Source organism: Aureispira anguillae, assembly GCF_026000115.1.
GTDB classification, from domain to species: Bacteria; Bacteroidota; Bacteroidia; order Chitinophagales; family Saprospiraceae; genus Aureispira; species Aureispira anguillae.
The window spans coordinates 680224-706069 of record NZ_AP026867.1; the positions used below are offsets into that span (position 1 = coordinate 680224).

General features: G+C 37.2%; 14 protein-coding genes. 7 read left to right on the forward strand and 7 right to left on the reverse strand.

The genetic code is table 11. The annotated features are described in order from the left end of the window. Positions 1 to 402: 402 nt before the first annotated feature. From AsAng_RS02465 to AsAng_RS02475, 3 genes are all read left to right on the forward strand, one after another. On the forward strand, positions 403 to 1359 hold the full coding sequence (locus AsAng_RS02465; protein ID WP_264791192.1) for a threonine ammonia-lyase: 957 nt from the start codon (positions 403 to 405) through the stop codon (positions 1357 to 1359). A gap of 76 nt (positions 1360 to 1435) precedes the next feature. Further along, positions 1436 to 2977 carry a DUF4403 family protein gene (locus tag AsAng_RS02470; RefSeq protein WP_264791193.1) on the forward strand — a complete coding sequence of 514 codons (1542 nt, stop codon included), beginning with the start codon at positions 1436 to 1438 and terminating at the stop codon, positions 2975 to 2977. A 164-nt stretch (positions 2978 to 3141) separates the two neighbouring features. Beyond that, a complete protein-coding gene (locus AsAng_RS02475; RefSeq protein WP_264791194.1) occupies positions 3142 to 3852 on the forward strand; it encodes a TFIIB-type zinc ribbon-containing protein in 711 nt (236 codons plus the stop codon). 59 nt (positions 3853 to 3911) lie between these two features. Here the strand turns inward: AsAng_RS02475 and AsAng_RS02480 are convergent, their stop codons facing one another. After that, positions 3912 to 4463 carry a glucosaminidase domain-containing protein gene (locus AsAng_RS02480; protein ID WP_264791195.1) on the reverse strand — a complete coding sequence of 184 codons (552 nt, stop codon included), beginning with the start codon at positions 4461 to 4463 and terminating at the stop codon, positions 3912 to 3914. 670 nt (positions 4464 to 5133) lie between these two features. Between AsAng_RS02480 and gyrB the strand changes: the two genes are divergently transcribed. Together gyrB and AsAng_RS02490 are read left to right on the forward strand one after the other, a co-directional pair. After that, complete coding sequence (gyrB, locus tag AsAng_RS02485; protein WP_264791196.1) at positions 5134 to 7107, forward strand: DNA topoisomerase (ATP-hydrolyzing) subunit B; 1974 nt, start codon at positions 5134 to 5136, stop codon at positions 7105 to 7107. Positions 7108 to 7391: 284 nt separating this feature from the next. Continuing rightward, entirely contained in the window at positions 7392 to 8624 is a 1233-nt protein-coding gene (locus AsAng_RS02490; protein ID WP_264791197.1) for a PDDEXK-like family protein, read from the forward strand. 18 nt (positions 8625 to 8642) lie between these two features. On the opposite strand, the gene rlmF is transcribed toward AsAng_RS02490, so the two are convergent. The 5 genes from rlmF to AsAng_RS02515 form a co-directional block, all read right to left on the reverse strand. After that, complete coding sequence (gene rlmF, locus AsAng_RS02495; RefSeq protein WP_264791198.1) at positions 8643 to 9560, reverse strand: 23S rRNA (adenine(1618)-N(6))-methyltransferase RlmF; 918 nt, start codon at positions 9558 to 9560, stop codon at positions 8643 to 8645. A gap of 66 nt (positions 9561 to 9626) precedes the next feature. Continuing rightward, the gene (locus AsAng_RS02500; RefSeq protein ID WP_264791199.1) at positions 9627 to 10856 is read right to left on the reverse strand and encodes a cysteine desulfurase-like protein; all 1230 of its coding nucleotides are present in this window, start codon (positions 10854 to 10856) and stop codon (positions 9627 to 9629) included. 70 nt (positions 10857 to 10926) lie between these two features. Beyond that, complete coding sequence (locus AsAng_RS02505) at positions 10927 to 12144, reverse strand: class I SAM-dependent rRNA methyltransferase (RefSeq protein WP_264791200.1); 1218 nt, start codon at positions 12142 to 12144, stop codon at positions 10927 to 10929. Positions 12145 to 12215: 71 nt separating this feature from the next. Then, positions 12216 to 13514 (reverse strand): hypothetical protein, encoded by a 1299-nt coding sequence (locus AsAng_RS02510; protein WP_264791201.1) that lies wholly within the window; start codon positions 13512 to 13514, stop codon positions 12216 to 12218. Between the two features lie 125 nt (positions 13515 to 13639). Beyond that, a complete protein-coding gene (locus tag AsAng_RS02515) occupies positions 13640 to 14131 on the reverse strand; it encodes a YkgJ family cysteine cluster protein (protein ID WP_264791202.1) in 492 nt (163 codons plus the stop codon). A gap of 182 nt (positions 14132 to 14313) precedes the next feature. On the opposite strand from AsAng_RS02515, the gene AsAng_RS02520 reads away from it, so the two are divergent. Further along, complete coding sequence (locus AsAng_RS02520; protein WP_264791203.1) at positions 14314 to 15543, forward strand: exo-beta-N-acetylmuramidase NamZ family protein; 1230 nt, start codon at positions 14314 to 14316, stop codon at positions 15541 to 15543. 230 nt (positions 15544 to 15773) lie between these two features. Here AsAng_RS02520 and AsAng_RS02525 read toward each other — a convergent pair whose 3' ends face one another. Continuing rightward, positions 15774 to 16226 (reverse strand): DUF1569 domain-containing protein, encoded by a 453-nt coding sequence (locus AsAng_RS02525; RefSeq protein ID WP_264791204.1) that lies wholly within the window; start codon positions 16224 to 16226, stop codon positions 15774 to 15776. A gap of 835 nt (positions 16227 to 17061) precedes the next feature. On the opposite strand from AsAng_RS02525, the gene AsAng_RS02530 reads away from it, so the two are divergent. Continuing rightward, on the forward strand, positions 17062 to 25635 hold the full coding sequence (locus AsAng_RS02530) for a choice-of-anchor L domain-containing protein (RefSeq protein ID WP_264791205.1): 8574 nt from the start codon (positions 17062 to 17064) through the stop codon (positions 25633 to 25635). Positions 25636 to 25846: the final 211 nt, after the last annotated feature.

Consider the following 25846-nt stretch of genomic DNA (forward strand, 5'->3'; position numbering starts at 1 on the left):
CGTAAGTCCTGTATGAACAGAGACTAAGCATACGACTTACTACCTATAACTTATAACAAAAGTAGCAATAAGAGAGCTGGGTTTCCACACGATATGTCAAAGAACACTTTGTTTTATAGTTTAGCTCGCTTTGCTCGTGAGCCAGCAAGCTGGGTTGCCCTGTACACAGAATAATTAATCATTATTACATTTTTTTGTCAATTTTTTAACTTCTATAAACTTCTTGTACTAAAAACATAAATTTTTGAAGTATAAGAACTAATTTAACGTTATTAAGTTTTGTAGAATGTAAAGGGATGGGATATTTTTAAGACTAGAACAATTAAGGAGAAGTCCTAAGTTTTGCTTTTTTAGTGCTCACAAAATTTGTAGATGAACCCTTTATTTTAATCAACCGCAATAATGAAACGACTGACAGATATTCCGAGTTTAGATGATATAGAAGCGGCTCATGAAGCCATTAAGCCCTATATTCATCGTACACCTGTGCTAAATAATAAAAGCATTGATGATATTGTAGGTGCAAGGGTTTATTTTAAATGTGAAAATTTTCAAAAAGTAGGTGCTTTTAAAATAAGAGGGGCTTCTTGTGCTATTCTAGCTTTGGATGAAGCTGAAAGAGCAAAGGGGGTTGCGACACATTCTTCTGGAAATCATGCGCAAGCTTTGGCATTGAGCGCTAAAACTCACGGCATAAGTAGTTATATTATAATGCCCAATAATGCGCCACTTAGCAAGAAAAATGCTACACTAGATTATGGGGCAAATGTGATTTTTTGTGAAGCGACCAACGAGAGTAGACAAGCGACTTTAGCAAAGGTTGTGGAAGAAACAGGAGCTATCTATATTCCTTCCTTTGATCATTATAACATCATTGCAGGGCAGGCTACTGCGGCTAAAGAATTAATAGAAGAATTAATCAATTTGGATGTAATAATGGCACCAATAGGGGGAGGGGGATTAATGAGTGGAACGGCACTAGCAACGCATTATTTATTGCCTGATGCTCGTATTATAGGGGCAGAACCCAAGGCGGTAGATGATGCTTTTCGATCGTTTACCACCAAAAGAAGGGCTACCAATACAACAACTAATTCTATTGCTGATGGTTTGCTTACTAATATTGGAGACAAAACGTTTGAAATTATCACCAAGTATTTGGATGATATTATTACGGTTAGTGAGTCAGAGATCATTGCGGCTATGCGGTTGATTTGGGAACGAATGAAAATTATTGTAGAACCCTCTTCGGCTGTTCCTTTTGCAGCTATTTTACAACAAAAAGAGCGCTTTGAAGGAATGGAAATAGGGGTCATATTAACAGGGGGAAATGTAGATGTAAATAATTTACCTTTTTAAGTTTAAATTTTACTCCTTTGTAAAAAAATGAATTGTCCGCTGCGACCTGAGCAGATTGTAAATAGATGACATCTTAATGAAATTATTGAAGTTACTAAGTTTCATTTTTATAGCGTTAATCTTTACCGCTTGTCCCATAAAAAATGAACGATTACCTAAACAGGTAGTCCCCCTAAACCTTCCAGAATTACCTTTGTCAATTCTTCAAATCCCTCTAACAATCAAATCACAAGACTTAAAGGAAGCTTTTTATCAGCAATTTCCAAATCCTGTGCTAAAAGGAGAGACTGAAGCGTTAAAAATGAAATTGTCAGGGAAGCAAAAGGAGGGAGATCAAAACCTTTGGGATCGTATCACTAGTCCGCTATTAAAATGGGTGGATAAAACATTTCATGTCTCTTCAAAGGTTTTGTACGAGGTCAATTTGTCAAACTTTGATTTTTGGTTTGATGGAGATCAATTTTATATGGATGTATTGTTAGATTTGGAAACCCAAGTGGATTTAAAGAATAGAATTACTATCTTGGGAGAACATGCTAAATTAGAGGGGAGCTTGAACTGTCCTATGCAGGCAAGAGTAGTTATGAATGGTCGAATAGAATTGACTTCAAATGCTCAAATTAATGTCCTACTCGATGATGACAATGGTAGAATTAAGTTTCAAAAAATCTGTTCTTCTAAAGCCATTAAGGAGGTGGATTTTCCTCAGTTGTTACGACCAATTTTAGAACCACTAAAAAAACACATCAACCAATCCGTTAATAAAATTATCACTCAGCAATTGCAACGATTATTAAGCAATAGTATTCAAAGTGACTACCTTAGCTTTCAAGAAAAAATTAATACCGTTGCTCAACAATTGGGACAACCTTATCATTTGGCAGAAAATATTTGGTTAATTCCTCGGGTGCAACAAGTTTTTGTATCTCCTCTCAATGGAAGTGGAAAGGGGGTAGATAATCAACTCCAATTCTGTATAGGAGCAAAGGCAAAACCTATGGTGGCATTATCGGAAACAAAACCACAGGAAAGTATTCCTAAAACAGTAGATTTTGCAGTAGAAAATTACCAAACTCGAACTTCTATTTATGTCAATGGAACAGTACCCTTGGATTATGCCGCAAGGGAGTTGCAGGTTTTTCTAAAAAATTATGTGGATCAAAACTATGCAAAGCACGGCTATACCATTGGAAAAGTTAGGATTTATCCAAGTGCTAAAAAAGCAGCAGTAGCAATTGAAGTCCTAAAGGCAAAAACGACGAAGCAAAAGGCAATGCTTTATCTTTCGGGACTTCCCAAATATGATGCGCATTCACAAGAAGTTTATTTGGATGATTTAGCATTTACAACCCAATCTAAAAATATCATACTTAAATTTGCAGACTGGATCTTGCATCCAAAAATAATGAAAGCATTAAAAGAAAATGCTCGTTTTGGACTGTCCGATTCATTAAAAGATTTGCAGGCACAAATAAATGATTTTAAATTGGAGGAACAAATTGGTACACTGACTGGAAAATTTGACTATGTAGACATTAATCAAGTTTTTATTGGAGAAAAAAACTTTGAAGTTTATTTACAGGCAGAAGGTAAGTTAGATTTTGAAATCCATTGGTAAGGTTAGCCCATTTTTTAGTTAAGGTTGTTTAATCCCATTAGTTCGTTGATCTTTTAGTTAGGAACCACTGAACTATTATAATCCATTATTTCGTATATATACATGTAATAGCACTACAGGTAACCAATGGAGTGTTATAAATTAAGTAAGTAGAACTGATTACTATGAATTGTCCAGATTGTAATACAAAAATCCCTACAGCTCATCTTCATGTTGCTGCTGATCTTGCCGAATGCCCCAATTGTAAATTGGTATTTAAAATAGAAGCAGTCAAGCAAAGAGAGCAACTAAAAAAGGAGATGGCTGTATTTGATATGGACGAACGACCTAAGGGGACTTGGGTGATTTCTAAAGATGGTTATTTGAGGGTAGGAGCTACTGCTAAATCAAAATATGGCTGGCTTTCTTTTGTGTTGGGAGTAGCTTGGCTTATAGCCTCCTTTTTTGCTTTTTTTGCTGTTCAATTAAGTTTAGGAGAATTTAGCATTGTTTATACACTAATGGGAATTGTATTTATTTGGCTAGGCTTAGTGTTTACTTGGTTTGGCTTATTAGGAATAGGAGGGATGGTAGAAGTTAGGCTTAGCCAAGAAGAAGGAGTCCTTATTTCTGGAATGCCGCTTCTTAAAAGCAAAAATCAGTTTTTTTTGGATGATGTGATCGACATAAAAGACGAAAAAGAACAACTGTATTCTAATCGAATTAGCACGACAATTGAAATTTTATTGGAAGGACGGCAAAGTCTTGTTTTTGGAGTGGCTTTGAATGATAAAAAACGAAATTATATACGAAAAGCACTTCGAAAAATCATAGATGCTAGGAAGAAAAAAGAAAATTACCTAGATCCAGATTTACTAAAACATTTGTTAGACTAATGCTAGTAGAAATGTAAATGTGCTGATTCTTGCTTAATGCAAGAACCAGCACTAAAAAACTACACCATTGGGTACTCTAATTCTTCTAAGTGTAAGAAATCAATCATGGTTGCTAGCATTTTGCTATACTTGTCACGATGATTAAATCCACATTCTTGTAAGCCCTTGATAAAGGCGGGTAGATCGTTGGCTTCTATATCTTGTAAAGGAGCATAACGAGCCATGTTAAACATGCCAGTGTAATAATCAAAACATTCATCAAGAGAAGAAAAGCGTCTGTAGCCAGCTTTTCCATTTTGGTAAACTCTTATCCCTAAATGATTGTGCTTTTCTTTGGCATTAAAACTACGACCATAACCTGTTTCTAAACAAGCAATGGCTAAGGTAATTGGAGCAGGTATAGACTGCTCTTTCTGAACTTTGACGGCATAGGGATAAATCGTTTGGATGTATTCTCTAGCATGGTCAATCGTAATTATTGAGAAATCAGGAATAAATTCCTCTATGATTTCAGGTTTTGAGGTTTCTTCTAGTAAAGGAGCAAAAACTGGTTCTGCTTGTTGTGTATTGGTTGCTACACAAATCGCTAATGCTGCAAATAGATGCTTCATAACGGAAAAAGTGCTTGACATTATTTTTTTGATCTCTTTTAGGAGTGAAATGCCTTACACTAGATTTACCTTAGTGAATTTCTTTGATATAGCTTGGAAAAGAGATTGTTATCAAAATAACGCTCTGTTTTCAGGTAAATGTTGTTTTATTTTTAATGAAAAAAACTACAAGCTCTGTCCAATATGGATAGGCTTTAGCTTAGCAAGAACCGTGCCTTTTGATTAATCTATTGATTATTAGGTTTTTGTGTTTGTTTTGTGATGTGGTAGAAATAAAAAATGAGATCTGTTCTTCACAAGAAACAAACCTTATATTATAGGGCAAAAGAAAAAAAATAAGAATTATTATTCGTTGGTTTTCTTTTTTTCTTTGGTGTTGATTGTGAATGTTTTTTGACAAAAGGAGCTTCTTATTGGAATAAAATTCCCAAAATGGCAGAGCATTGAAGAGATCCTAAAAAATTGACTTGGCTATGTTATTTATGAACATTGTTTTGGGATAAAACTAGTTCATGTTAGGTTAGATTTTTAATAAAAAGGATGAACTTCATTTTCGAGTTAAGGGAATTTTTGGAACGAATAAAATATTCGTTTTTTATAGATGTAGATAGCTTGTTTTTGCTGCAAAAATATTATAGATATTTGGGTATTTTTTTGTATCTTTGCTCTTATGGAAAACGATAAAATAAACGAAGAGGAAACGGCAAAAAATAAAACCCAATATGGAGCGGATAATATTACCGCTTTAGAAGGATTAGAAGCCGTACGATTGCGTCCAGGAATGTATATTGGAAGCACAGATGAAAAAGGGTTACATCACCTCGTTTATGAGGTTTTGGATAACTCAATTGATGAGCATTTGGCAGGACACTGTAGCCACATTAAGCTTATTATCAATGAGGATAATTCTATTACCGTAAAAGATAATGGTCGTGGTATTCCAACAGGAATGCATCAAAAACTCCAAAAATCGGCTTTAGAAGTTGTTATGACTGTCCTGCATGCAGGGGGAAAATTTGACAAACAAACGTATCAAGTTTCTGGTGGTCTACATGGGGTAGGTGTTTCTTGTGTAAATGCTTTGTCTAGTATGTTAAAAGCTGAGGTGCATAGAGAGGGAAAAATCTTTACTCAAACGTATTCTCAAGGAATCCCACAAACGGCAGTAGATGTTGTTGGAGAAACAGACATCACAGGTACCAATATTACCTTTTTGCCAGACCCAGAAATCTTCCCAGAACGAGTATATAGCTACGAAACGTTAGCAAAACGTTTGCGTGAGTTGGCTTATTTGAACAAGGGCTTAAATTTGACCTTGACCGACAAACGAGAGACAAACGAAAAAGGGGAGCATCCACAAGAAACGTTTTTCTCTGAGGGGGGACTATTAGAATTTGTTCAGCACATTGATAAGCAAAGTGGGCGAGAGGTTTTAGTTGATCTTCCTGTACATGTAACAGGGGAACAGGATAACGTAATTGTAGAAGTGGCGTTTCAATATAATCGCTCTTATCGTGAAAATTTACGCTCCTATGTTAATAACATCAATACAATTGAGGGTGGAACGCACGTAAATGGTTTTCGTCGTGCAGTCTCTCATGTATTAAAAAAATATGGCGAGACTAAGGATTTGTTTACCAAAGCTAAAGTCAAAATTTCTAGTGAAGATTTTAGAGAGGGCTTAACGGCTGTTATTGCTGTTAAGGTTCCTGATCCTCAATTTAAAGGTCAAACCAAAGGAGAACTAGGAAATGCTGAGGTTACTTCTATTGTTTCTGCTTGTGTGCGTAATGCCTTAGAAATTTTCTTAGAAGAAAACCCTTCTGCTGCAAAAATGCTAATGGATAAAGTTATCCTTGCTGCAAAAGCACGTAGTGCTGCCAGCAAAGCTAGAGAAATGGTACAACGCAAAAATGTGTTGACAGGTTCTGGGCTTCCTGGTAAGTTAGCAGATTGTTCTTCTAAAGATCCCGATAAGTCAGAAATCTATTTGGTAGAGGGAGATTCTGCGGGAGGTACTGCCAAACAAGGACGTGATCGTGAGTTTCAAGCGATTCTTCCTTTGAGGGGTAAAATCTTGAATGTAGAAAAAGCCTTGGAATATAAGATCTACGAAAATGAGGAGATCAAAAATATGTTTACAGCGCTAGGCGTTCGCATCGAAGAGAAAGATGGAGAACGAGTCTTGAACATCGAGAAATTGCGTTATCACAAGATTATTATTATGTGTGATGCCGATGTCGATGGTAGTCACATTGTTACGTTAATCTTGACGTTCTTCTTCCGTTATATGCGTCCATTGATTGAAAATGGATACATCTATATTGCTGCACCTCCATTGTACCAAGTTAAAAAAGGCAAACGTGCTATTTATTGCTGGAATGACTTGGATCGAGATCAAGCAATTGCTTCTTTGGGAGGCGAAAATGGTGTGAGTATTCAGCGTTATAAAGGTTTGGGGGAAATGAATGCAGAACAATTGTGGGAAACAACTATGGATCCTGGTTCTCGTACCTTGCGCCAAGCTAATATTGAAGATTTTGAATCCGCAGATGCTGTCTTCTCTATGCTTATGGGCGACGAGGTTCCGCCACGCCGAGCTTTTATTGAGGCTAATGCCAAATATGCCAATGTAAATGTTTAAAACAAAAAGATAATAGAGCTACTTGGAACTCCAAGTAGCTTTTTTTATTCCCCTCTTAATACTACGAAATTATATAGGAAGAAGATTTGCCAGTAGGGGCAAAACCTACAAAAGATTTTGATATATTGTTTTAAATGTTATGTTTTTGCTTTATTTTCTTGTAGTTTGGGTGTTGGTTCGATGAAAAATAATCGAACTATTATTAGAACGACCAGTCTTTTAAGATTCAATTTTTTAGATCCTTTTCTATAGGACAAAAATAATTCAAGACTTAATCTACTACTATGAAAGACCTTAATTATCTACTCCAAAAGCTAGAAATTGTACAAGAGCGTTATGAGACTAAAAGGGCAGGAGAGGAGCAGTTCAATATTTTTACAGCACTGCATAAAGAGCACGATGAACGAAGGCTGCATTCTCGTTTTATTGCGGTCTTATTAAATCCTTTTGCCTCTCATGGGTTAGGTGATCTTTTTTTGAATGCGTTTTTGAAATTAGTAAGTCTTGATCCTCTCAATTATCAAAAGGCAATTGTTTATCCTGAAGAAATTGCTAAACAAGAAAATAATAATATTGATATTTTAATTATCGATAGAAGTTCAAAGCATGCCATTATTATAGAGAATAAAATTTATGCAGGAGATCAGAAAGATCAATTAAAGCGGTACTTTGAACATGTTAGGAAGAATGAGCGAATTCCTGAATCTCAAATTAAGACTTTTTATCTGAGTTTGGATGGGCATCCGCCTTCTCAATATAGTTTAGGAAAAAATAGTTTAGGAAAAGATAATACATTAGAGGATCTAAATGGTGAGTGTTTGTCTTATCAGGAGCATATTTTAGATTGGTTGGCGTGCATATTGCCAGTTGTTGTTGCCCAACCTTTTTTAAGAGAAAGCATTATTCAATACCAAAAACTAATCCAGAAGATGACAAACGAAGAAACAAATATCGAAGAGCGAAAGGAGTTAAAAGATGCCATAGGGACAAATGCTCAAACCATGAAGGCTGCAAAGTATTTGGTGGATAATTTTAAGCATGTTAAATGGCATGCCATCGATGACTTTTGGAAAGAGTTAGAACAGCATTTAACAGAAAAAGGCTTTAAAAATATAGATACTGCTGGAATAACGGCGCATGCTATTAAGAATATTGCGCACGACTCTTCGAATAAACAGGGGGAGGACTGTAGCCTTAGTTTTGACTACCAAGAGGGGATTAAGGTGCATATTTTGCATGAAAAAAATGTACAGCTTTGGTGGGGGGTACATATGGATGAAGTTTCGGCTGAAAAGAAGGAGAAGTTTGAAGAATTAAGAAAATCAAACGAAATAAAGAGGCATGAAGATGATGATATTTATTGGTGGAAATATTTAACCTTAGAAAATGGAGAATATTTATGGTTAAAAGATTTTAAGCAAGAAGAAACCTTTAATTTAATTAATCCAGTGCTTCGAAAAGAGACCATTGAATTGATCGTAAAACAAATTGTTGAATTCTTCGCCAAACATTTTTAAAAAAGAGACCTGCTCCAACTAGAAGAACGTCCAAGCTAAAATGCGACTTTTCTTATTTCCTTGTCCCATTGCTATGGTTTTGACTTGCTGAGCGTTGACCTGCTTTAAACATTTGTAAGCAGGTTTAAGATGTATTTCTTTGGAGATTAATGTTGTAAACCAACCAATAGAATTGGCAAAAGTTTTGCTTTGAAGAATCATGGTTTTGACAAACTGAAGCTCTCCTCCTTCACACCATAATTCCTCTTGCTGTCCTCCAAAATTTAGACTGGATTTTCCCGATTCTTTTTGCCCTAAATTTTTTAATTTGCGAAGATTGGCTTCTTGAGCAGCTTGGGCAGAAGGATGAAAGGGAGGATTACAAATGGATAAATCAAAATAATCCTTGGGGCGAACAATGCTTTTAAAAAGCTGTTGGGCTTGGGCTTGCCATCTAAGTTCTATACTGTTACGAAGGTGTTTGTTGTTGTTGATAATTTCATGTGCTGAAGCCAACGCTGTTTTATTGATGTCAGCTCCAACAAAAGACCAACCGTATTCTTGGGTTCCAAGTAGCGGATAAATACAGTTAGCACCTACCCCAATATCCAAAACTTTAATTTTTTTGCCTTTGGGAATTTTACCTTGATTATGACTAGCCAATAGGTCAGCAACATAATGAATATAGTCTACTCTCCCTGGGATAGGTGGGCAAAGGTAGTTTTCAGGAATGTCCCAAAAGTCAATAGAATAATATTGCTTTAGTAAGGCTTTGTTCAATGCTTTGACCGCAATGGGATCAAAAAAATCAATGGTTTGATGTCCATACTGATTGATAAAAACAAAATCTTCTAAGAAGGGATAGGCATGAATTAGTTTTACAAAGTCATAAGAACCCTGATGTTTATTGCGTGGATGCAAACTTGCCTTAGAAGATGGATGTTTTTTCTTTGCCATAAAAGTGTATTGCTAGAATGAAGCTACAATAATAAAACATTAAACCATTGAATAAAAGAATGGGGGCTATAAAATTTGCTCAAAAACAGCAATTAGGCGTTCCAATTCTTCTAAGGTATTGTAATGAGCAATGCTGACTCGAACGACACCCCCTTGCTTATCCAAATCAAGTGCCTTGGTAATCCCTTTTGCATAAAAATTACCTGTTTTAATGCCAATATTTTGTGCAGCAACTTTAGCATCAATTTCTGAGCTGTGCATTCCATTGACAACAAAAGCAATAGTAGAAACACGGATTGCTTTATCGGCTGTCTTTTCGCCAATAAGACGGACATTGGGTTTTTGCATTAAAAAATCAAGCAAGCGTTGAACAAGAAGTTCTTCGTGTGCATCAAATAAATCATAAGCAAATTGTAGTTGTTCTCGAACCGATGCCTTGGGATCAATTCCATGATGTTGAGCAACTGCTTGAAGATATTCTACAATGCCATTTAGACTATAGGTTAGTTCGTAGTTCGGTCCCCCAGGTTGAAATTTGTAAGGGAGATCATCTGGAGGAATAAAACTGTGATTAATACCTGGTAGGCGAAGTAAATGTTCTTCTTTGCCATACAAAACACCAATATGAGGACCAAAAACTTTGTAGATGCTATAAACATAAAAATCTACATTCAATTCTTGTACATCAGGTAAGCGGTGTGGCGCATAAGCGACACCATCCACAAAAGAAAGCGCTCCTTGGCTATGAATATAGGCTGTAATTTCTTTAACGGGATGGATCGTTCCAAAGATATTTGATACATGACAAAAGGCAACCAGTTTGGTTTTGGAGGTCATGAGTGCTTTGAGGTCTTCTAATTCTAACCGAAAGCTCGTTGTATTAAACTCCCAGATTTTGATAACGATGCCTTTTTCCGCCAAGCTTTTCCAAGGGCTAATATTGGCTTCGTGGTCTGCATTACTAATGATAATTTCATCCCCTGCTTTTAGCGTTTGCCCGATTACAATAGAAAATAAACGGATTAATGCGGTAGAAGAACTCCCAATGATGGCTTCGTGGGCAAGTTTAGTATTTAGGGTCTTAGCAATTTGAGCAGTTCCACTGTTGACACGCTCCCTAGCTAGGGTAGAAAGGCTATAACTTGCTCCTAATTGAACATCTGAAGTCATGTAATATTCAGTGATTTTGTTCATGACCCGCTGAAGCGTTTGAGAACCTCCTGCATTATCAAAAAAAACATAATCCTCTCTAAGAGATGGATATTCCTTGCGGACAAAGTCTAAATCAAGTTTCATTTTGTATTGTATGGAATAGTTAAACGAAAATTATAGTAAAGGAATAAAGAAGCACTACACTAAGTTAACATCAGTTTTGCAGCCTATAATAACCACACTTTAAATAAGCTCCCTCTGGAAAACCAATAGGGTGGTCTACATCATGGTAGGTTTTTTCTTGAATTTGGAATGCTCGACCACTTGATTTGAGGCTACTTTCTACGCTTTCAAAAAAGTCAATTGCTTTGATGCGTGCTGTACAAGAAGCCAAGACCAATAAGCCTCCTTTTTTGACCAATTGGCAGCCTAGTGCAGCCAATCTTTTGTAACTATTTTTTGCGCCTTCTACTTCTGTTTCTTTTTTTGCAAAGGAGGGAGGATCAATGATTACAATATCAAATAGTTTCCTTTTTTGAATCAATTCTTCCAAGCCTTTAAATGCATCAACGGCTAAAGTAATGTGTTGACCAGTGTGAGGATTGAGCGCTGCATTTTGTTGTGCCATTTCGAGGGCTTTAGCACTAATATCAATGCTGACAACCTCTGTCGCACCTTTGGCTAGTGCATGAACGGAGAATCCACCCGCATAGGCAAATACATCCAATACTTTTTTCCCTTTAGAGCGGTTGCCTATTTTTAGTCGATTGTGGCGATGATCCAAGAAATACCCCGTTTTGTGACCATGAATAACATTAGCCGAAAAGGCAATGCCATGCTCTTTAAATACCACTACTTCATCCTTTAGTTGACCATATAAAACTTGACCATCACTAACCCCTAGCTCCTGAGCAACCTGTTGCAGGGAACGACTCAAGCGCAAGACCATGGTTTGACATTGGCTGATACGCAATAAAATGGGTAAAATATCCTTTAAATAAGGCAACCAAATTGCGGAATAAAGCTTGACAACAATAATATCTTTATAAACATCTGCAACCAAACTTGGGAGACCATCATTCTCTCCATAAATTAGGCGGTAACTATTGGTATCTGTCGCTAATAAGCTAGCTCGTTTTTGGTAAGCTGCTTGAATTTTTTGCTCAAACCAATCTGAATTAATCACCGCAGACTTATGGAATTGCAGGACTTTAATTCGAATAGGAGAATCTGGGTCATAGAGACCACAAGCCAAAAATTTATTCTTTTTGTTGTCGTAAATAATTGCCAGATCACCAGCCTTTCCTGCTGCGCTTTGTTTGGTAATTCCCCCTTCAAAAACCCAAGGGTGTCCCTTTTTGACCATGCGTTGAGCTGCAGGCTTAAGTTTTATTGCTAAACGTTGAATATGTTGTACTGGAAATATGGTCATGTTAAACTATAAATTCTTGCTAAAAATAAAATTGTTGCAGCGAAATTATCATTTTTAAAGAACAACCTTGCTTAATTTACTTTTTTTATAGCAGATTTTATAGCTTCATAAGAAGAGGTAGAAAAGGTTAGATTATCAATAACACCATCCGAAGAATTGGCTTGGGTAGAAGCCATCAGAGGTTGCTTATTTTTTTCGCCAAAGGCAATGATTTGTATGGCTTCATTTTTGGGCAATCCCAAAAAACTAATTTTATTCCCTATTCGTTTACCTTTTAGAATAATTTTGGAGCGATTGAGCATGATTTTTACCTCTGCCAAAAAATTGGGCTCAACATTGATTACTAAATCTACAGAAGTAGGTTGTTCTAAGGCTTGAGCTGCTGCAATCCAACCCAATTTACGAATGTTAAAAATATGGTATTTGAACTCCAAATCATCAATATGATCAATCTTCTCCGCTATGAGTTCAGGATAATCTTGCCCTAAAATCTGCAAATAATTTAAATCTTCTTTGTATTTAGGTTCTGCTTGATGTACATGAAAAACGTATTGACAATGAGTGTTAACAGCCTCGCCTTTTTCATTGATATAGGGTTTGCAAGATGGATAGTGCTGCATCTTAGCAAGTATCTTTTCTTGAAAATCGGTGCTTATTTTTTCTTCAAAAAAGACTTCTTTTATTGCTCCTGTAGGACTAATCGTATAATTGAGGTGTAAATGTTGTTGTTGTTTCCACAATTCTAGCTCCTCTTCTTTGGTGATTTCAAGGTTTGATTTTTCCCAAGCCTCAATCAAATCACCATTCGCAAAATGTTCCTCTTTGTAAGAACCTATTTTTAGGATGTGATTGAACAACTTAGGTTGATCAAACTTTAGCGGAGTCCAAGCTTGAGGCTGCCCACTCCATAAACTAATTTTGGGTGCTTTGGGAATGCGTTTAAAATGGACTCGAAGATCGTGGTTGGGAGACAAAGAAAGCTGATTGATTCCTTGTTTCGCCTCTAAATGAATGATTTTACTTGCGATCAATAGTTGATTATCAGAGCTTGTATTGGATATGTTTTGAGCTAAGGTTTCGGAAGGCTTGGTATATTCCTTTAAGTATAAATCTAGCACCGTATTGCTTCCTCTTGCAATAAATGCCTTGGCTGGAACATAGACCATGATCCCTGTTTTTCCAAATAATAAGGTATCTCTACTGTTGTCAATTGTAAATAAAGTCGGTTGTATGTCAATCGAAGCATAAGAAAATGGAATCAATGGATTGCCACTGCCATCTGGTTGATTGCCATTGGAGGACCCCTTTTTATCCTTGCAAGAAAGGACTAAAAAGTTTAAAGATAATAGAATGAAAATAATATTTTTCATAATGTTTTGTGTTGATTTAGATAGTGTAGTAGGCTATCTAATACAAATAGAATGCTAAAAAATTACAAATGACCAAAATTTAAAGGATAAAAAAGCGTATAGTTTTATACGCTGAGGCTTGTTATTCAGACAGGAATGCCTTTTTTTAGTGCTTCTAAAATGTGAAAGGTAGCAGGGCAATACAATGCATTTTTAGCATGATAGGTTAAATTTTTTGAAAAGTTGACATCAGTATGCGGATATTCTCGGCAAGCTTTGGGTCTAAATTCGTAGATGGTACATTTGTTGTCCTCTAATAAAAAAGGGCAGGGGGTCTGTTTCATTACAGTATCCTGATCTTCATCTACAGTTAAATATTCTTGCTCAAAATCAGCCAAGGATAACCCTAGTTTTTTAGCAATTCGTTGTGCATCTGTTTTGTTGACAATAGGAGGAAGCCCAGTACAACAACCTGCACAATCTAAACAATCGATTTTTTGGAATACCGTTTCATGAACACTTGCGGCAAAGCGGTCTAGGTGTTTGCCTCGATGTTGCTGAAGTTTATTGACAAATTTCTTGATGGCTTTTTTAGAATGTTCTTTTTTGTTTTTCCAAATTTGAATATAATCTTCCATATAAAAATTATAATACGATTGTAGCAACAGCTCCCAAAAGGGGCTAACGAAGCTAAATGAGTAGATGAATGAGTGCTAAAGTGCAAAGAGTTAAAATTAGAAGCTAGCAAGTTATTACTTTCTGATAAATACTTCGTAATTTTTCGAATTCAAATACATTTTTATCACTGATATTTTATGATATGCGTGTACTCTTTTTTGTTGTAGGAATCTTATCTCAATTGCCCTTAGGTTGGCACTTTTATGCTCAAAGTAATGAACCAACTCATGGTCAACTAGAAGAATTTAACCATGATATTGTACCAGCCGCAGATCAATTTTACAAGTATTATCATTTTATCAAAGACAAACGTTTGGGGTTAGTGGTCAATCATACCTCTATGGTTGGCAAAACGCACTTGGTGGATACTTTACTCAAAATGAATTGCCAAATTCAAAAAATATTCGCTCCCGAACACGGTTTTCGTGGGCAAGCTGATGCAGGGGAAAAACTCAAAGATGGGGTAGATGGATTAACAGGAATTCCTATTGTTTCTTTATATGGAAAAAATAAAAAGCCTAGTGCAGAGCAGTTTGAAAATTTAGATTTGGTGATCTTTGATGTACAAGATGTGGGTGCTCGATTTTATACCTATACTTCAACCATGACTTATGTAATGGAAACCTGTGCAAAAAACAAGGTGCCTTTACTCATATTGGATCGCCCTAATCCCAATGGGCATTACGTAGATGGTCCTATTTTGGAAGCTACCGAAAAAACATTTGTTGGCCTGCACCCCGTTCCTATTGTTCATGGTTTGACGGTGGCAGAATACGCTAGAATGATTAATGAAGAAGGCTGGTTAGAAAACGGTATAAAATGCGAATTGTACCACGTTGAATGTTTGAATTATAACCACAGTAAATTTTATAAATTGCCTGTTAAACCTTCCCCAAATTTGCCCAATATGAAGAGCATTTATTTGTATCCTTCATTGTGTTGGTTTGAAGGAACAACGGTTAGTGTTGGGCGGGGAACGACCAAGCAATTTCAGGTTTATGGGCATCCTGCTTGTTCTAAAAGCGAGTTTACTTTTAAACCTATTTCTAGAGCTGGTGCAAAATATCCCAAGCATAAAGGGGAGCAATGTAAAGGTTATGATTTGAGTGTTTTGTCCATTCAAGACCTTCAAAAAAAGAAAGGGTTAAATCTAACCTATTTAGTTCACTTTTATAACAGTTTGGATGCTAAAACTCAAAGTTCCTTTTTTAATAAGAACAATTTCTTTGATAAATTAGCAGGAACTCCAACACTTCAGCATCAACTCAAAGAAGGAAAGAGTATTGTCGAGATTCAAAAAAGCTGGCAAAAAGACTTAAAAGCCTACAAAAAACTCAGAAAAAAGTACCTACTCTACAAGGATTTTGAATAGAGTAACTTACATACTACTCTACCCGATGGTTTTTAAAATTTAACAGCATGGGCTTTTCTAGCCATATCTTAGACGCTAGGTCGTTTCACTCTTAGATATTATCCCAATTAAGTTGTAATTGGGATAATATCTAATTTCTAAGCGATCTAAAAATAGATAAAAGCTGCCCCAATTTTAATTTTCACAAAAAACATCGGGTAGAGAACTTACATACTACAAGATCACCAAAGCTAAACGCCAAATTGTTCCAAATGGTGGTTGTGATGTTTGTAGATTGCCCAATTGCGTTCCTCCAAAGACATCGTACCAAACAAACTATGTTCTACGCTATTTTTATTTTGTACAAAGGCTTCTAAAGACGCTAAAAAGCGCTTTTTTTCAAGCTCAAAATCCTTTTGATCGCTAATGATATATTGTTGATGCGTCTGCAAATTCTTGGGGTAGGGCTTGTCACTTAACACCGACTTTTTGATAAAACCTTTGAATAATTTGATGAAAAAAGGTGTTTTTTGAAGCGGCTTGCCATTACAAGCTTCTTGCACCTCTAAGCAGTGCGCTAACATCTGCGCCGCATTCATGGTTCCCCAAATTGGTTGACTATTGGCTTTTAATTGATGCACTCGATTCAAAAAAACTTGATAGTCGGTCTCCTCAAAAAGGTTAGGTTTTATTGTTGTTGCCATGATCATTTTTGTTTTGCATTTTTGTTGGATATCCCATAAACCAAAGGTAGGCAAAATAATGGAATGCTCTAATCTTAGTTTTGTGTTTTTGCAATAGGAGATAGCCTATATAGCACTCTATTTGAATGCAATAGTAGGAAATATATGCGCTGAAAATTTTAAAATTTTTAATTAATAAAAAATTAAATAGGTGTTCAAAAGTAGTCTATAAAAAAAACATTCAAACACTTATTTAAACTATTTATAGAACTACTTATTGCCTATAAAAACTAAAAATTGTCATTTTAAGTTAGTACAAAAATAATTTTATTGGAGAACGGGGAATGTAATGTTATTTTTTAAGTTGGGCTAAAAACATATTTTGACACTAAAAGTTAGTGTTTTATCTATTTTTTCTATAATTTTGTTAAAGCAAGACAGTTCAACTTAATTGCCGAATAGTTCCCACCTATTTTAGACTTATACAAGAAAAAATAACTCCATTAATAAGAATTATGGAGGTGAAATTTTAGTGTGATAATATCTTAGTTATCAGTGTTTTCTTTGTGTTTTTTTTGAAATAAGAATCTGTTTGATATAGGTTTAATATCAAACCTGTTTTGCGTTTGATACTTTTAGAAGAAAGCTGTATTTATTGGGATTTTGATACTTTATTTTTTATCCAAAAATAAAATCCAATTTTATGTTATTCTTATTTTTAAGTATTTTATGCGCTTATGTTACGTATACATCGCCACATTTCATTGGATTCATTTACTAATAGGTAGATTGGATAAGATGAATAGTCTAATGAATATCTTATTGGATATTACCTCTTCTTAAAAAAACGTACAAAATGATGAGATTATCTTTAATGCTCGCCTTTTTGTTTGTCACAGTAATTGTTACTCATGGTCAGTTGTCCGTCCAAAAAGGATTTACAGCTCAACAATTGGGGAATAATTTAGCAGGGGCAAACATTAACATTATTAATCCGTCCATTGTTGGAGATACAAGCCAGTATGGTTTGTTTAATTTCACGGGTACAGGCTTAGGACTGTCCTCAGGAGTGATTTTATCTACAGGAGACATCAATGATGCTGTAGGACCAAATGTCAATGGAGGAACTTCTACTGCTTATAATTTGCCAGGAGATCCTGATTTGGCAGCCTTGGCTGGATTTGCTACTCAGGATGCGGTTGTTTTTGAATTTGAATTTGAGGTACAAGGAGATGAACTAGAATTTAACTTTGTATTCTTATCGGAAGAATATAATGAATTTGTAAACACTGGGTTTAATGATGTATTTGCTTTTTACATTAGTGGGCCAGGGATTACAGGACAAGAAAACTTGGCTGTAGTGCCAGGGACGACTACCCCTGTAACGATCAACAGTATTAATAATGGTTCATTTTGGCAATTTTACAATGACAATACAGCAGCTACTGTAAATGTCGAATTTGATGGCTTTACAACCTTGATGAAAGCAAGGAGAACCAATTTAACACCTTGCGGTGTTTATAAATTATCCCTGCGTATTGCAGATGGCTCAGACGATCGACTAGATTCGGGGGTATTATTGCAAGAAAATTCATTGGTTTCCAATAGTATTGCTGTAAATTCAACAACAGTAAGTACAGATACAACGGCTTTGGAAGGCTGTATTCCTGCACGATTTACATTTAATCTAGGAGCAACAGCTACTACAGACTTAAATATTCCAATTCGTCTAGGAGGAACAGCCTTGAATGGGGTAGATTATTCTTTTATTGATTCTATTATTACAATCCCTGCGGGGCAAACATCTTCTACTCTAATTGTAAATGCACTCGCAGATGGAATAACAGAAGGTAGAGAAACAATTGAACTCTATTATAGTCCTTCTTCTTGTGCTCCAGAAGATACAGTTTTGTTGTACATTGATGATGCTACTTCTATTACTTTTGATGCTTTAGGGACAAATTTAACCTGTAATGGAAATGCATCTGGCTCCATTGGAGTAAATATAACGGGAGGAGCGCCTCCTTATAATGTCACTTATATTGATACTGCAACAGGAGTATCCAATACCATTCCTGCAACCGCTTTGCCTATTACTGGCTTGGATGCAACCTCTTATTTGCTGAGAATTTCGGATCAATACGGCTGTACTGCTGATGCGATAGTTGTCGGGGGCAATTTTAATGCAGGACAAACCTTTTTGCCTGATGGAACGGGAGCCTCTTATACTTCAGATATTACCATTAGTGGTTTTAATGCAGGGCAAACCCTAAACTCAATCCAACAAATTAACTCCATTTGCGCTACAATGGAACACTCTTATGCGAGTGATTTGACCATTGAATTGGTTGCGCCAAGTGGTCAGTCTATCCAATTAAAGAATGTGGGAACAACAGGTTCTGGAGTAAATACTTGCGATCTTGGAGAGCCGATTGCTTCAGGTCCTACTGATAACTGGAGTACTTCTAATACAAATCCTGGCGTGGGGTATCAATATTGTTGGACAAATTCACCAACTTATGCCACTATGAATGATATGGTTTCTACTACTCCTCCTGGACCACCGCCATCTCATACCTTTACTACATTGGCAGGTAACTCTTATACCGATTATTATTTGCCAGCAGGCTCTTATGCCCCTCGCCAATCTTTCTTTGGTTTATTGGGGACTAATTTGAATGGCAACTGGACCTTGAGAGTAACCGATAATTTTTCTCAAGACAACGGATATATTTTTGATTGGTCAATTAGTTTACAAACTGATTTGCCAGATTCTATTGTAACGTTGACAGAACCACCTGCGCCACTTATCTCTCACACCGCTACAAACCCTGGCTGTGGCTTGTCAGATGGTGCTATTGATTTAACGACTACAGGAAACCATGCTCCATTTACCTTTGCATGGTCAAATGGGGCTACGGTAGAAGATATTTCAGGTCTGCCAGCAGGCTCTTATAACGTGACAATAACAGACACGATGAGTTGTACATTTAATTATACCGTCAACTTATCCAATACAGGCTCTGTTGCTATTAGTGCTAATCTTACCCATGAAACTTGTGAAGGGGCGAACAACGGAGCCATTGATCTTTCGGTAGGAGCAGGTGCATTTACCTACAATTGGTCCAATGGTACAACCAATGAAGATTTATCAAATCTAGCTCCTGGTACTTATACCGTAACGGTTTCAGATGGTAGCTGTATAGGAGTGGAAAGTTATACCATCAATGCTGCTGCTGCAATTGTTATAACTTCGTCGATCACCAATGAAAATTGTGGAGATCAAGAAGGAATTATTAACATCTCTTTACAAGGAGGGATGCATCCTTTTACTTATGCTTGGTCGAATGGAGAAACCAATCAAAATATTGATGATTTACAACAAGGAAATTATTATGTAACGGTTACAGATGCGAACAACTGTACAAAAGTAGATTCTTTTACAGTAATTAATTTAGTTGGTAATTGTGTTCCTAGTTGTGATTTAGACATTACTAGTTTTCTGGTTGCCAATGAAAACTGTGCAGATGGGACAGGATCTATCGACATTACTGTTTTCACAACAAGTGGTCCAATCACTTATAATTGGTCGAATGGTGCTACTTCTCAAGACCTTTCAGGTCTATCAGCAGGTACTTATGCGGTTACCGTAACGGATGCTATTAGTTGTACAGACACGATGAGTTTTACAATTATCAATCAAACAAGCGGAATTAGCATCACTGCTATGAATGTAACCAATGAATATTGTGGCAATGCTGCTGGAGCAATTGATGCTGTGATTTCAGGGGGCGCTCAACCTTATACCTATTTGTGGTCAAATGGTGCTACTTCTCAGGATCTTACTGGTTTATCCGCAGGAGCTTATAGCTTGACAGTAACGGATGGAAATGGTTGTAAATATGTTAACAATGGTACTGTTACCAATAATGCTGGGAATTTTGCTCAAACTTATGGCAATGCAGTAGACGAAGTTTGTTCTAATGGAGCAGGTTCTATTGATATTGTTTTTAGTGGAGGGCAACAACCTTATACTTTTACATGGTCAAATGGTGCGATAACAGAAGATTTAACAGGCTTGTCAGCAGGAACCTATACTTGTACGGTAGTAGATGCTGGTGGTTGTACTGTGACAACTCCAAGTTATGTGATTAATAACAATGCAGGCGGTCTAACCTTTGATAATGTGGATGTAGATGATGAAACCTGTGGTAATGGACAAGGGGAAATTACCTTGACGGTTTCAGGAGGACAAACTCCATATACCTATAGTTGGAATACAGGCGCAACAAACTCTATGTTGACGGGTTTATCAGCAGGAACCTATGCTGCAACAGTAACCGACAACAGTGGTTGTGCTATTCACACCAATACCTTAAACGTAGCGAATAATAGCGGTTCATTATCACTAGATGCCGTTCAAGCACAGGACGAAACCTGTGGTAGTGGAACAGGAAGTGTAGATATTACGGTATCTGGCAATACGGGACCATTAACATTTGCTTGGAGTAATAGCTCTACCTCAGAGGATTTATCCAATTTATCAGCTGGAAATTACAATTGTACGATTACGGACTCTGTCGGTTGTGCAGTTTATGCAAATGCTACAGTGAATAATGACCCTGGTGCATTGAGTATTGACAATACCGTTATTGTAGATGAGACCTGTGGGCAAAGTGATGGTTCTGTTGGGATTGTTGTTTCAGGAGCGACTGCACCAACTACTTATCTTTGGTCAAATGGCAGTACAGTACAAAATTTAGCCAATATTCAAGGTGGTTCATATACAATTACAATTACAGATGCTATTGGTTGTACGGTATCTGGAAATGCAAATGTTCAAAATAATACAGGAACCTTATCGCTTAATGGTCAAATTATTACCAATGAGGTCTGTGGCAATGGAGCTGGTTCTATTGACCTCAATGTATCAGGAGGAACAGCGCCACTATCCTTCTTATGGTCTAATACAGCAACAACAGAAGATTTAACTAACTTGTCATCAGGAACCTATACTTGTACGATAACAGATGCTTCGGGTTGTGATTTAATCGCAGGTCCCTATACCATAAACAATAGCTCTGGAACCTTATCACAAGGAACGCATACGGTAACGGATGAAATTTGTGGCAATGGAGCAGGGGCGATTGATATTACTGTAAATGGAGGGACAGCTCCTCTAACGTTCTTGTGGTCGAATACTGCAACAACAGAGGACTTAACCGCTTTGTCAGCAGGAACCTATACTTGTACGGTTAGTGATGCCTCAGGTTGTTCTATGACTATAACAGAAACAGTTCAGAACAATGCAGGAGGTTTATCGATTTCTAATGCTCAGGTAACGGACGAAAATTGTACAGATGGTGCAGGGGCGATTGATATTACAATTGCTGGTGGTACGCCAACTTATACCTATTTATGGTCCAATGCTGCTGTAACCGAAGATTTGACAGCTTTGAGTGCAGGAAACTATGCAGTGACGGTAACCGATGCCAATGGCTGTGTAGTTAGCAATTCTTATACCGTTAATAATAACTCTGCTAATTTTCAATTGGTGGGAACGAATACTACGAATGAAAATTGTGGAGATGGGACAGGAGCAATTGATGTTACCTTAACTGGTGGTCAGGCGCCCTTTACTTATGTTTGGTCGAATGGAGGAGTAACAGAAGATTTGACGGGTTTAAATGCAGGTGTTTATGCAGGAACGGTAACCGATGCCAATGGTTGTGTGGTTACACATTCTTCTAGCATCCAAAATGATCCAGGCTCTTTGGTTGTTTCTAACGATAGTATTGTTAATGCTACTTGTGGTGCTTCTAACGGAGCAATTTATTTGACCGTTTCTAACGGAACTAGCCCTTATACTTACTTGTGGTCGAATGGAGCAACCGTTCAAAACCTTACGGGTTTGACAGGAGGGACTTATACTTGTGTTGTAACTGATGCTGGTGGTTGTACCACAAATTATTCTGGTACTGTTCAGGATTTGGGTGGCAACCTACAAATTGCTAGTAATTCTATTGTAGATGATGCTTGTAACCAAGGAATAGGATCGATAACGACTACTGTAACAGGTGGTGGACAACCTTATACCTATAATTGGTCAGCAGTTGCTACAAACCCATGTTGTTCTTACCAACTTCATATGTATGATTTGAATGGCAATGGATGGGGAGGAACGCCACCTCCTTCGGTAAATGTTTACATTAATAATTCATTATATGGTTCCTTTACGGTTCCTCCTGGACCAGGAAATAGCTTTAATGATGCTGCAATTCCTGTTTGTACTGGAGATACAATTGCTGTAGAATACATCGCTGCCGCTCAAAATGGCAACAACTTATATTTGTTGTTAAATTCGGCAGGAGATACCGTATTCCAAGATGGACCTAATCCATTTTCTGGAGGAATCGCTTATTCAGAAGCGGTTACTTGTTCTTTTGTGGGGCAAGGAACCAATGCGCTTTCTAATTTATTGGCAGGTAATTATAGTCTAACGGTAACCGATACCAATGGTTGTTCTGTTAGTCAAAACTATACAGTTAATAATAATAGTGGACTTGTTAATGTAAGTTTAAATACACAAACAGATGAGATTTGTGGTCAAGCAAATGGTACGATTGATGTAACAGTTACTGGAGTACTAGCTCCAACGTTCTTGTGGTCAAATGGGGCAACTTCAGAAGATATAGCCAGTTTGACGGCAGGTACTTACACCATTACGGTAACCGACCCAAGTAATGGCTGTACAGCAAGTAACAGTTATACCGTGAATAACAATACCAATGGTTTGGTGGTCTCAGATACGACTATTACTAACGAAACTTGCGGAAATGGACAAGGAGCTATTGATCTGACAATTGCAGGAGGTGCTTTGCCTTATTCTTTTGCATGGAGTAATGGCTCTGGAACAGAAGATATTATTTTGTTAACAGCAGGCACTTATACGGTAACAATTACGGATAATACAGGTTGTAATTTAGTAGAATCCTATACTGTTATTAACAATGCGAATGGAATTACTGCTTCTGCTATTTCGACCAATGAGACTTGTGGAGATGGAACAGGAGCGATTGATATGACCGTTTCAGGAGGAACAACTCCCTATAGTTTTAATTGGTCAAATGGTGCCGTAACAGAAGATCTTACAGGTTTATCAGCAGGCATTTATACCTGTACCATTACCGATGGGGCAAGCTGTTTATTTGTTTTTGCGGATACCATCAGCAATACCTCTAGTTCTATAACCATTACCAATTCAACGATTAACGATGCTTTTTGTGGGAATAATGATGGGGAAGTGACCTTAACACTCACAGGAGGTGTTGCTCCATTAACTTATAATTGGAGTACAGGAGCTACGAGCCAGAATCTAACCAATGTTTTCCCTGGTACGCACTCTATTACAATTACAGAAGCCAATGGATGTCAATTGATTGACTCCTTTGTGGTGGGCAATGACGCTTTCTTTACGGTAGATGACACCGTGATTGTTAACGAGCTATGTGGAGACGCTACAGGTTCTATTGATATTCAGGTTAGTTTAGGTGGAGGTCCTGGTCCTGGTCCAACTCCTGACTTTGTATGGTCAACTGGTGCAACGACAGAGGATATTGCAGGGTTGTCAGCAGGAACATACACGGTTACCATTAGTGTGAATGTTGGACCTGGAGGTGGCTGTTCTGCCATTGAAAACTATGTTGTTTTGAATGATCAAGGAACCGTAAGCATCGATTCTATGGTACATATTGATGAAACTTGCTCACAAGCCAATGGTAGTATTGATGTTTATATTTCAGGAGATACTGTTCCTTGTACTTATGTACTGAATATGTTTGATTCTTTTGGTGATGATTGGAATGGTGCATTTATAGATGTTTTGGTGAATGGAGTATCGGTCGGAAATTACTCGGCGATAGGTTCTGGTTCATCGGCTAATATTGTGGTACCTAATGGTGGAACAATTGAATTGATTTATAACTCAGGACCTTTTGATACTGAAAATAGTTATGAATTAGTATTGGGAACAACAACCTTGTTCTCTGACGGGCCAAGTCCATTAATTGGATCGGCTTATTCAACGAGTTGTGCTTCAACAACACCTTTGACCTTAACGTATTTATGGTCTAACAGTGCAACTACTCAGGATTTGACAGGGGTACAAGCAGGAACATATAGTTTGACAATAACCGATAATAATGGTTGCGAGGTTAGTGATTCTGTAACACTAACTAACAATACTTTTGGATTTGGAATAGCGGGGGCTCAATTGACGGATGAACAGTGTGGCGATGGAACAGGAGCTATTGACCTAACTGTTTCAGGAGGTACTCCTAGTTATACTTTTGCTTGGTCTAACAGCGCCGTAACAGAAGATCTTTCGGGCTTATCAGCAGGAAGCTACACCGTTACGGTTACCGATAATGCAGGTTGTGCAACCATACAATCTTATACCATTAATAACAACACCAATAATTTTAATTCTTCAGCGACAATAACTCCTGCAAACTGTGCAGCAGCAGATGGTGTTGTAAATACAACAACGGTGGGAGGAACAGCTCCTTATACGTTTGTATGGAGCAATGGAGCGACAACAGATGACCTTAATGGAGTGGTTTCTGGAACTTATGGCGTAACCATTACCGATGCGACAGGATGTATCTTGACCAATAGCTATACTGTACCAAATTCTGGTGGAGGGCTAGGAGTTAATTCTACTCCAACTGCGGCTACTTGTGGATTGGCAAATGGAGGAATGTCCTTAACCGTGACAGGTGGAACTCCACCTTATACTTATGCTTGGAGTACAGGAGCAACCGTTTCAGCGGTTACTGGTTTGACGGGAGGAACCTATGGTGTTACAATTACAGATGCAAATGGCTGTGAGTTGGTACCACCAATTGTCATTCCTAATATTGGTAATCCTGTGACTTTGATTGCAAGTGATACAACGACTGCTTCCTGCTCGACTTGTAGTGATGGAGCTGTTGATATAACACTGGGGAATGCTGGTGCTCCTTATACGTTTGTTTGGTCCAATAGTGCGACAACAGAAGATTTGACCAATGTATTGCCTGGTACTTATCAAGTTACAATAACCGATGTGAATGGTTGTACATTAGACACTGCTTTTGTGGTGAGCTTTACGACAGGATTAGTTGAACTGGAAGGGATGGAGTTTAAGGTATACCCTAATCCATCAACTGGAACCGTTTATATTGAGTTTACACAAAATCCTGCTGAAGAAATTCAAGTGGAGGTGTTTAATACACTTGGACAACGAATCATAGAACGCACTTATGATGCACAATCTATTCAAGATCGTATCCGCATAGAGGTAGACAATACCGTTTCTGGCACTTATATGATGAAAATTTCTTCTGCTGGGCAATACACTACCAAACGAGTAGTAATTTTAAAAGAATAAAGCTCGGAATAGATAATAGATAGAGTGTACTTTTAGGTACACTCTATTTTTTTTCAATTTTTTTCAAAACCAATAAATTAGTTCTGTATTTATACTGTTTAGATTACAGCATTTATAGAGACATATTCCGAAAAAAAACATACTTTTGGGGCACTGAATTAACCGTATAAAATAATTCAGCATTTTACTCAAAATAATACTCCGTTAATTT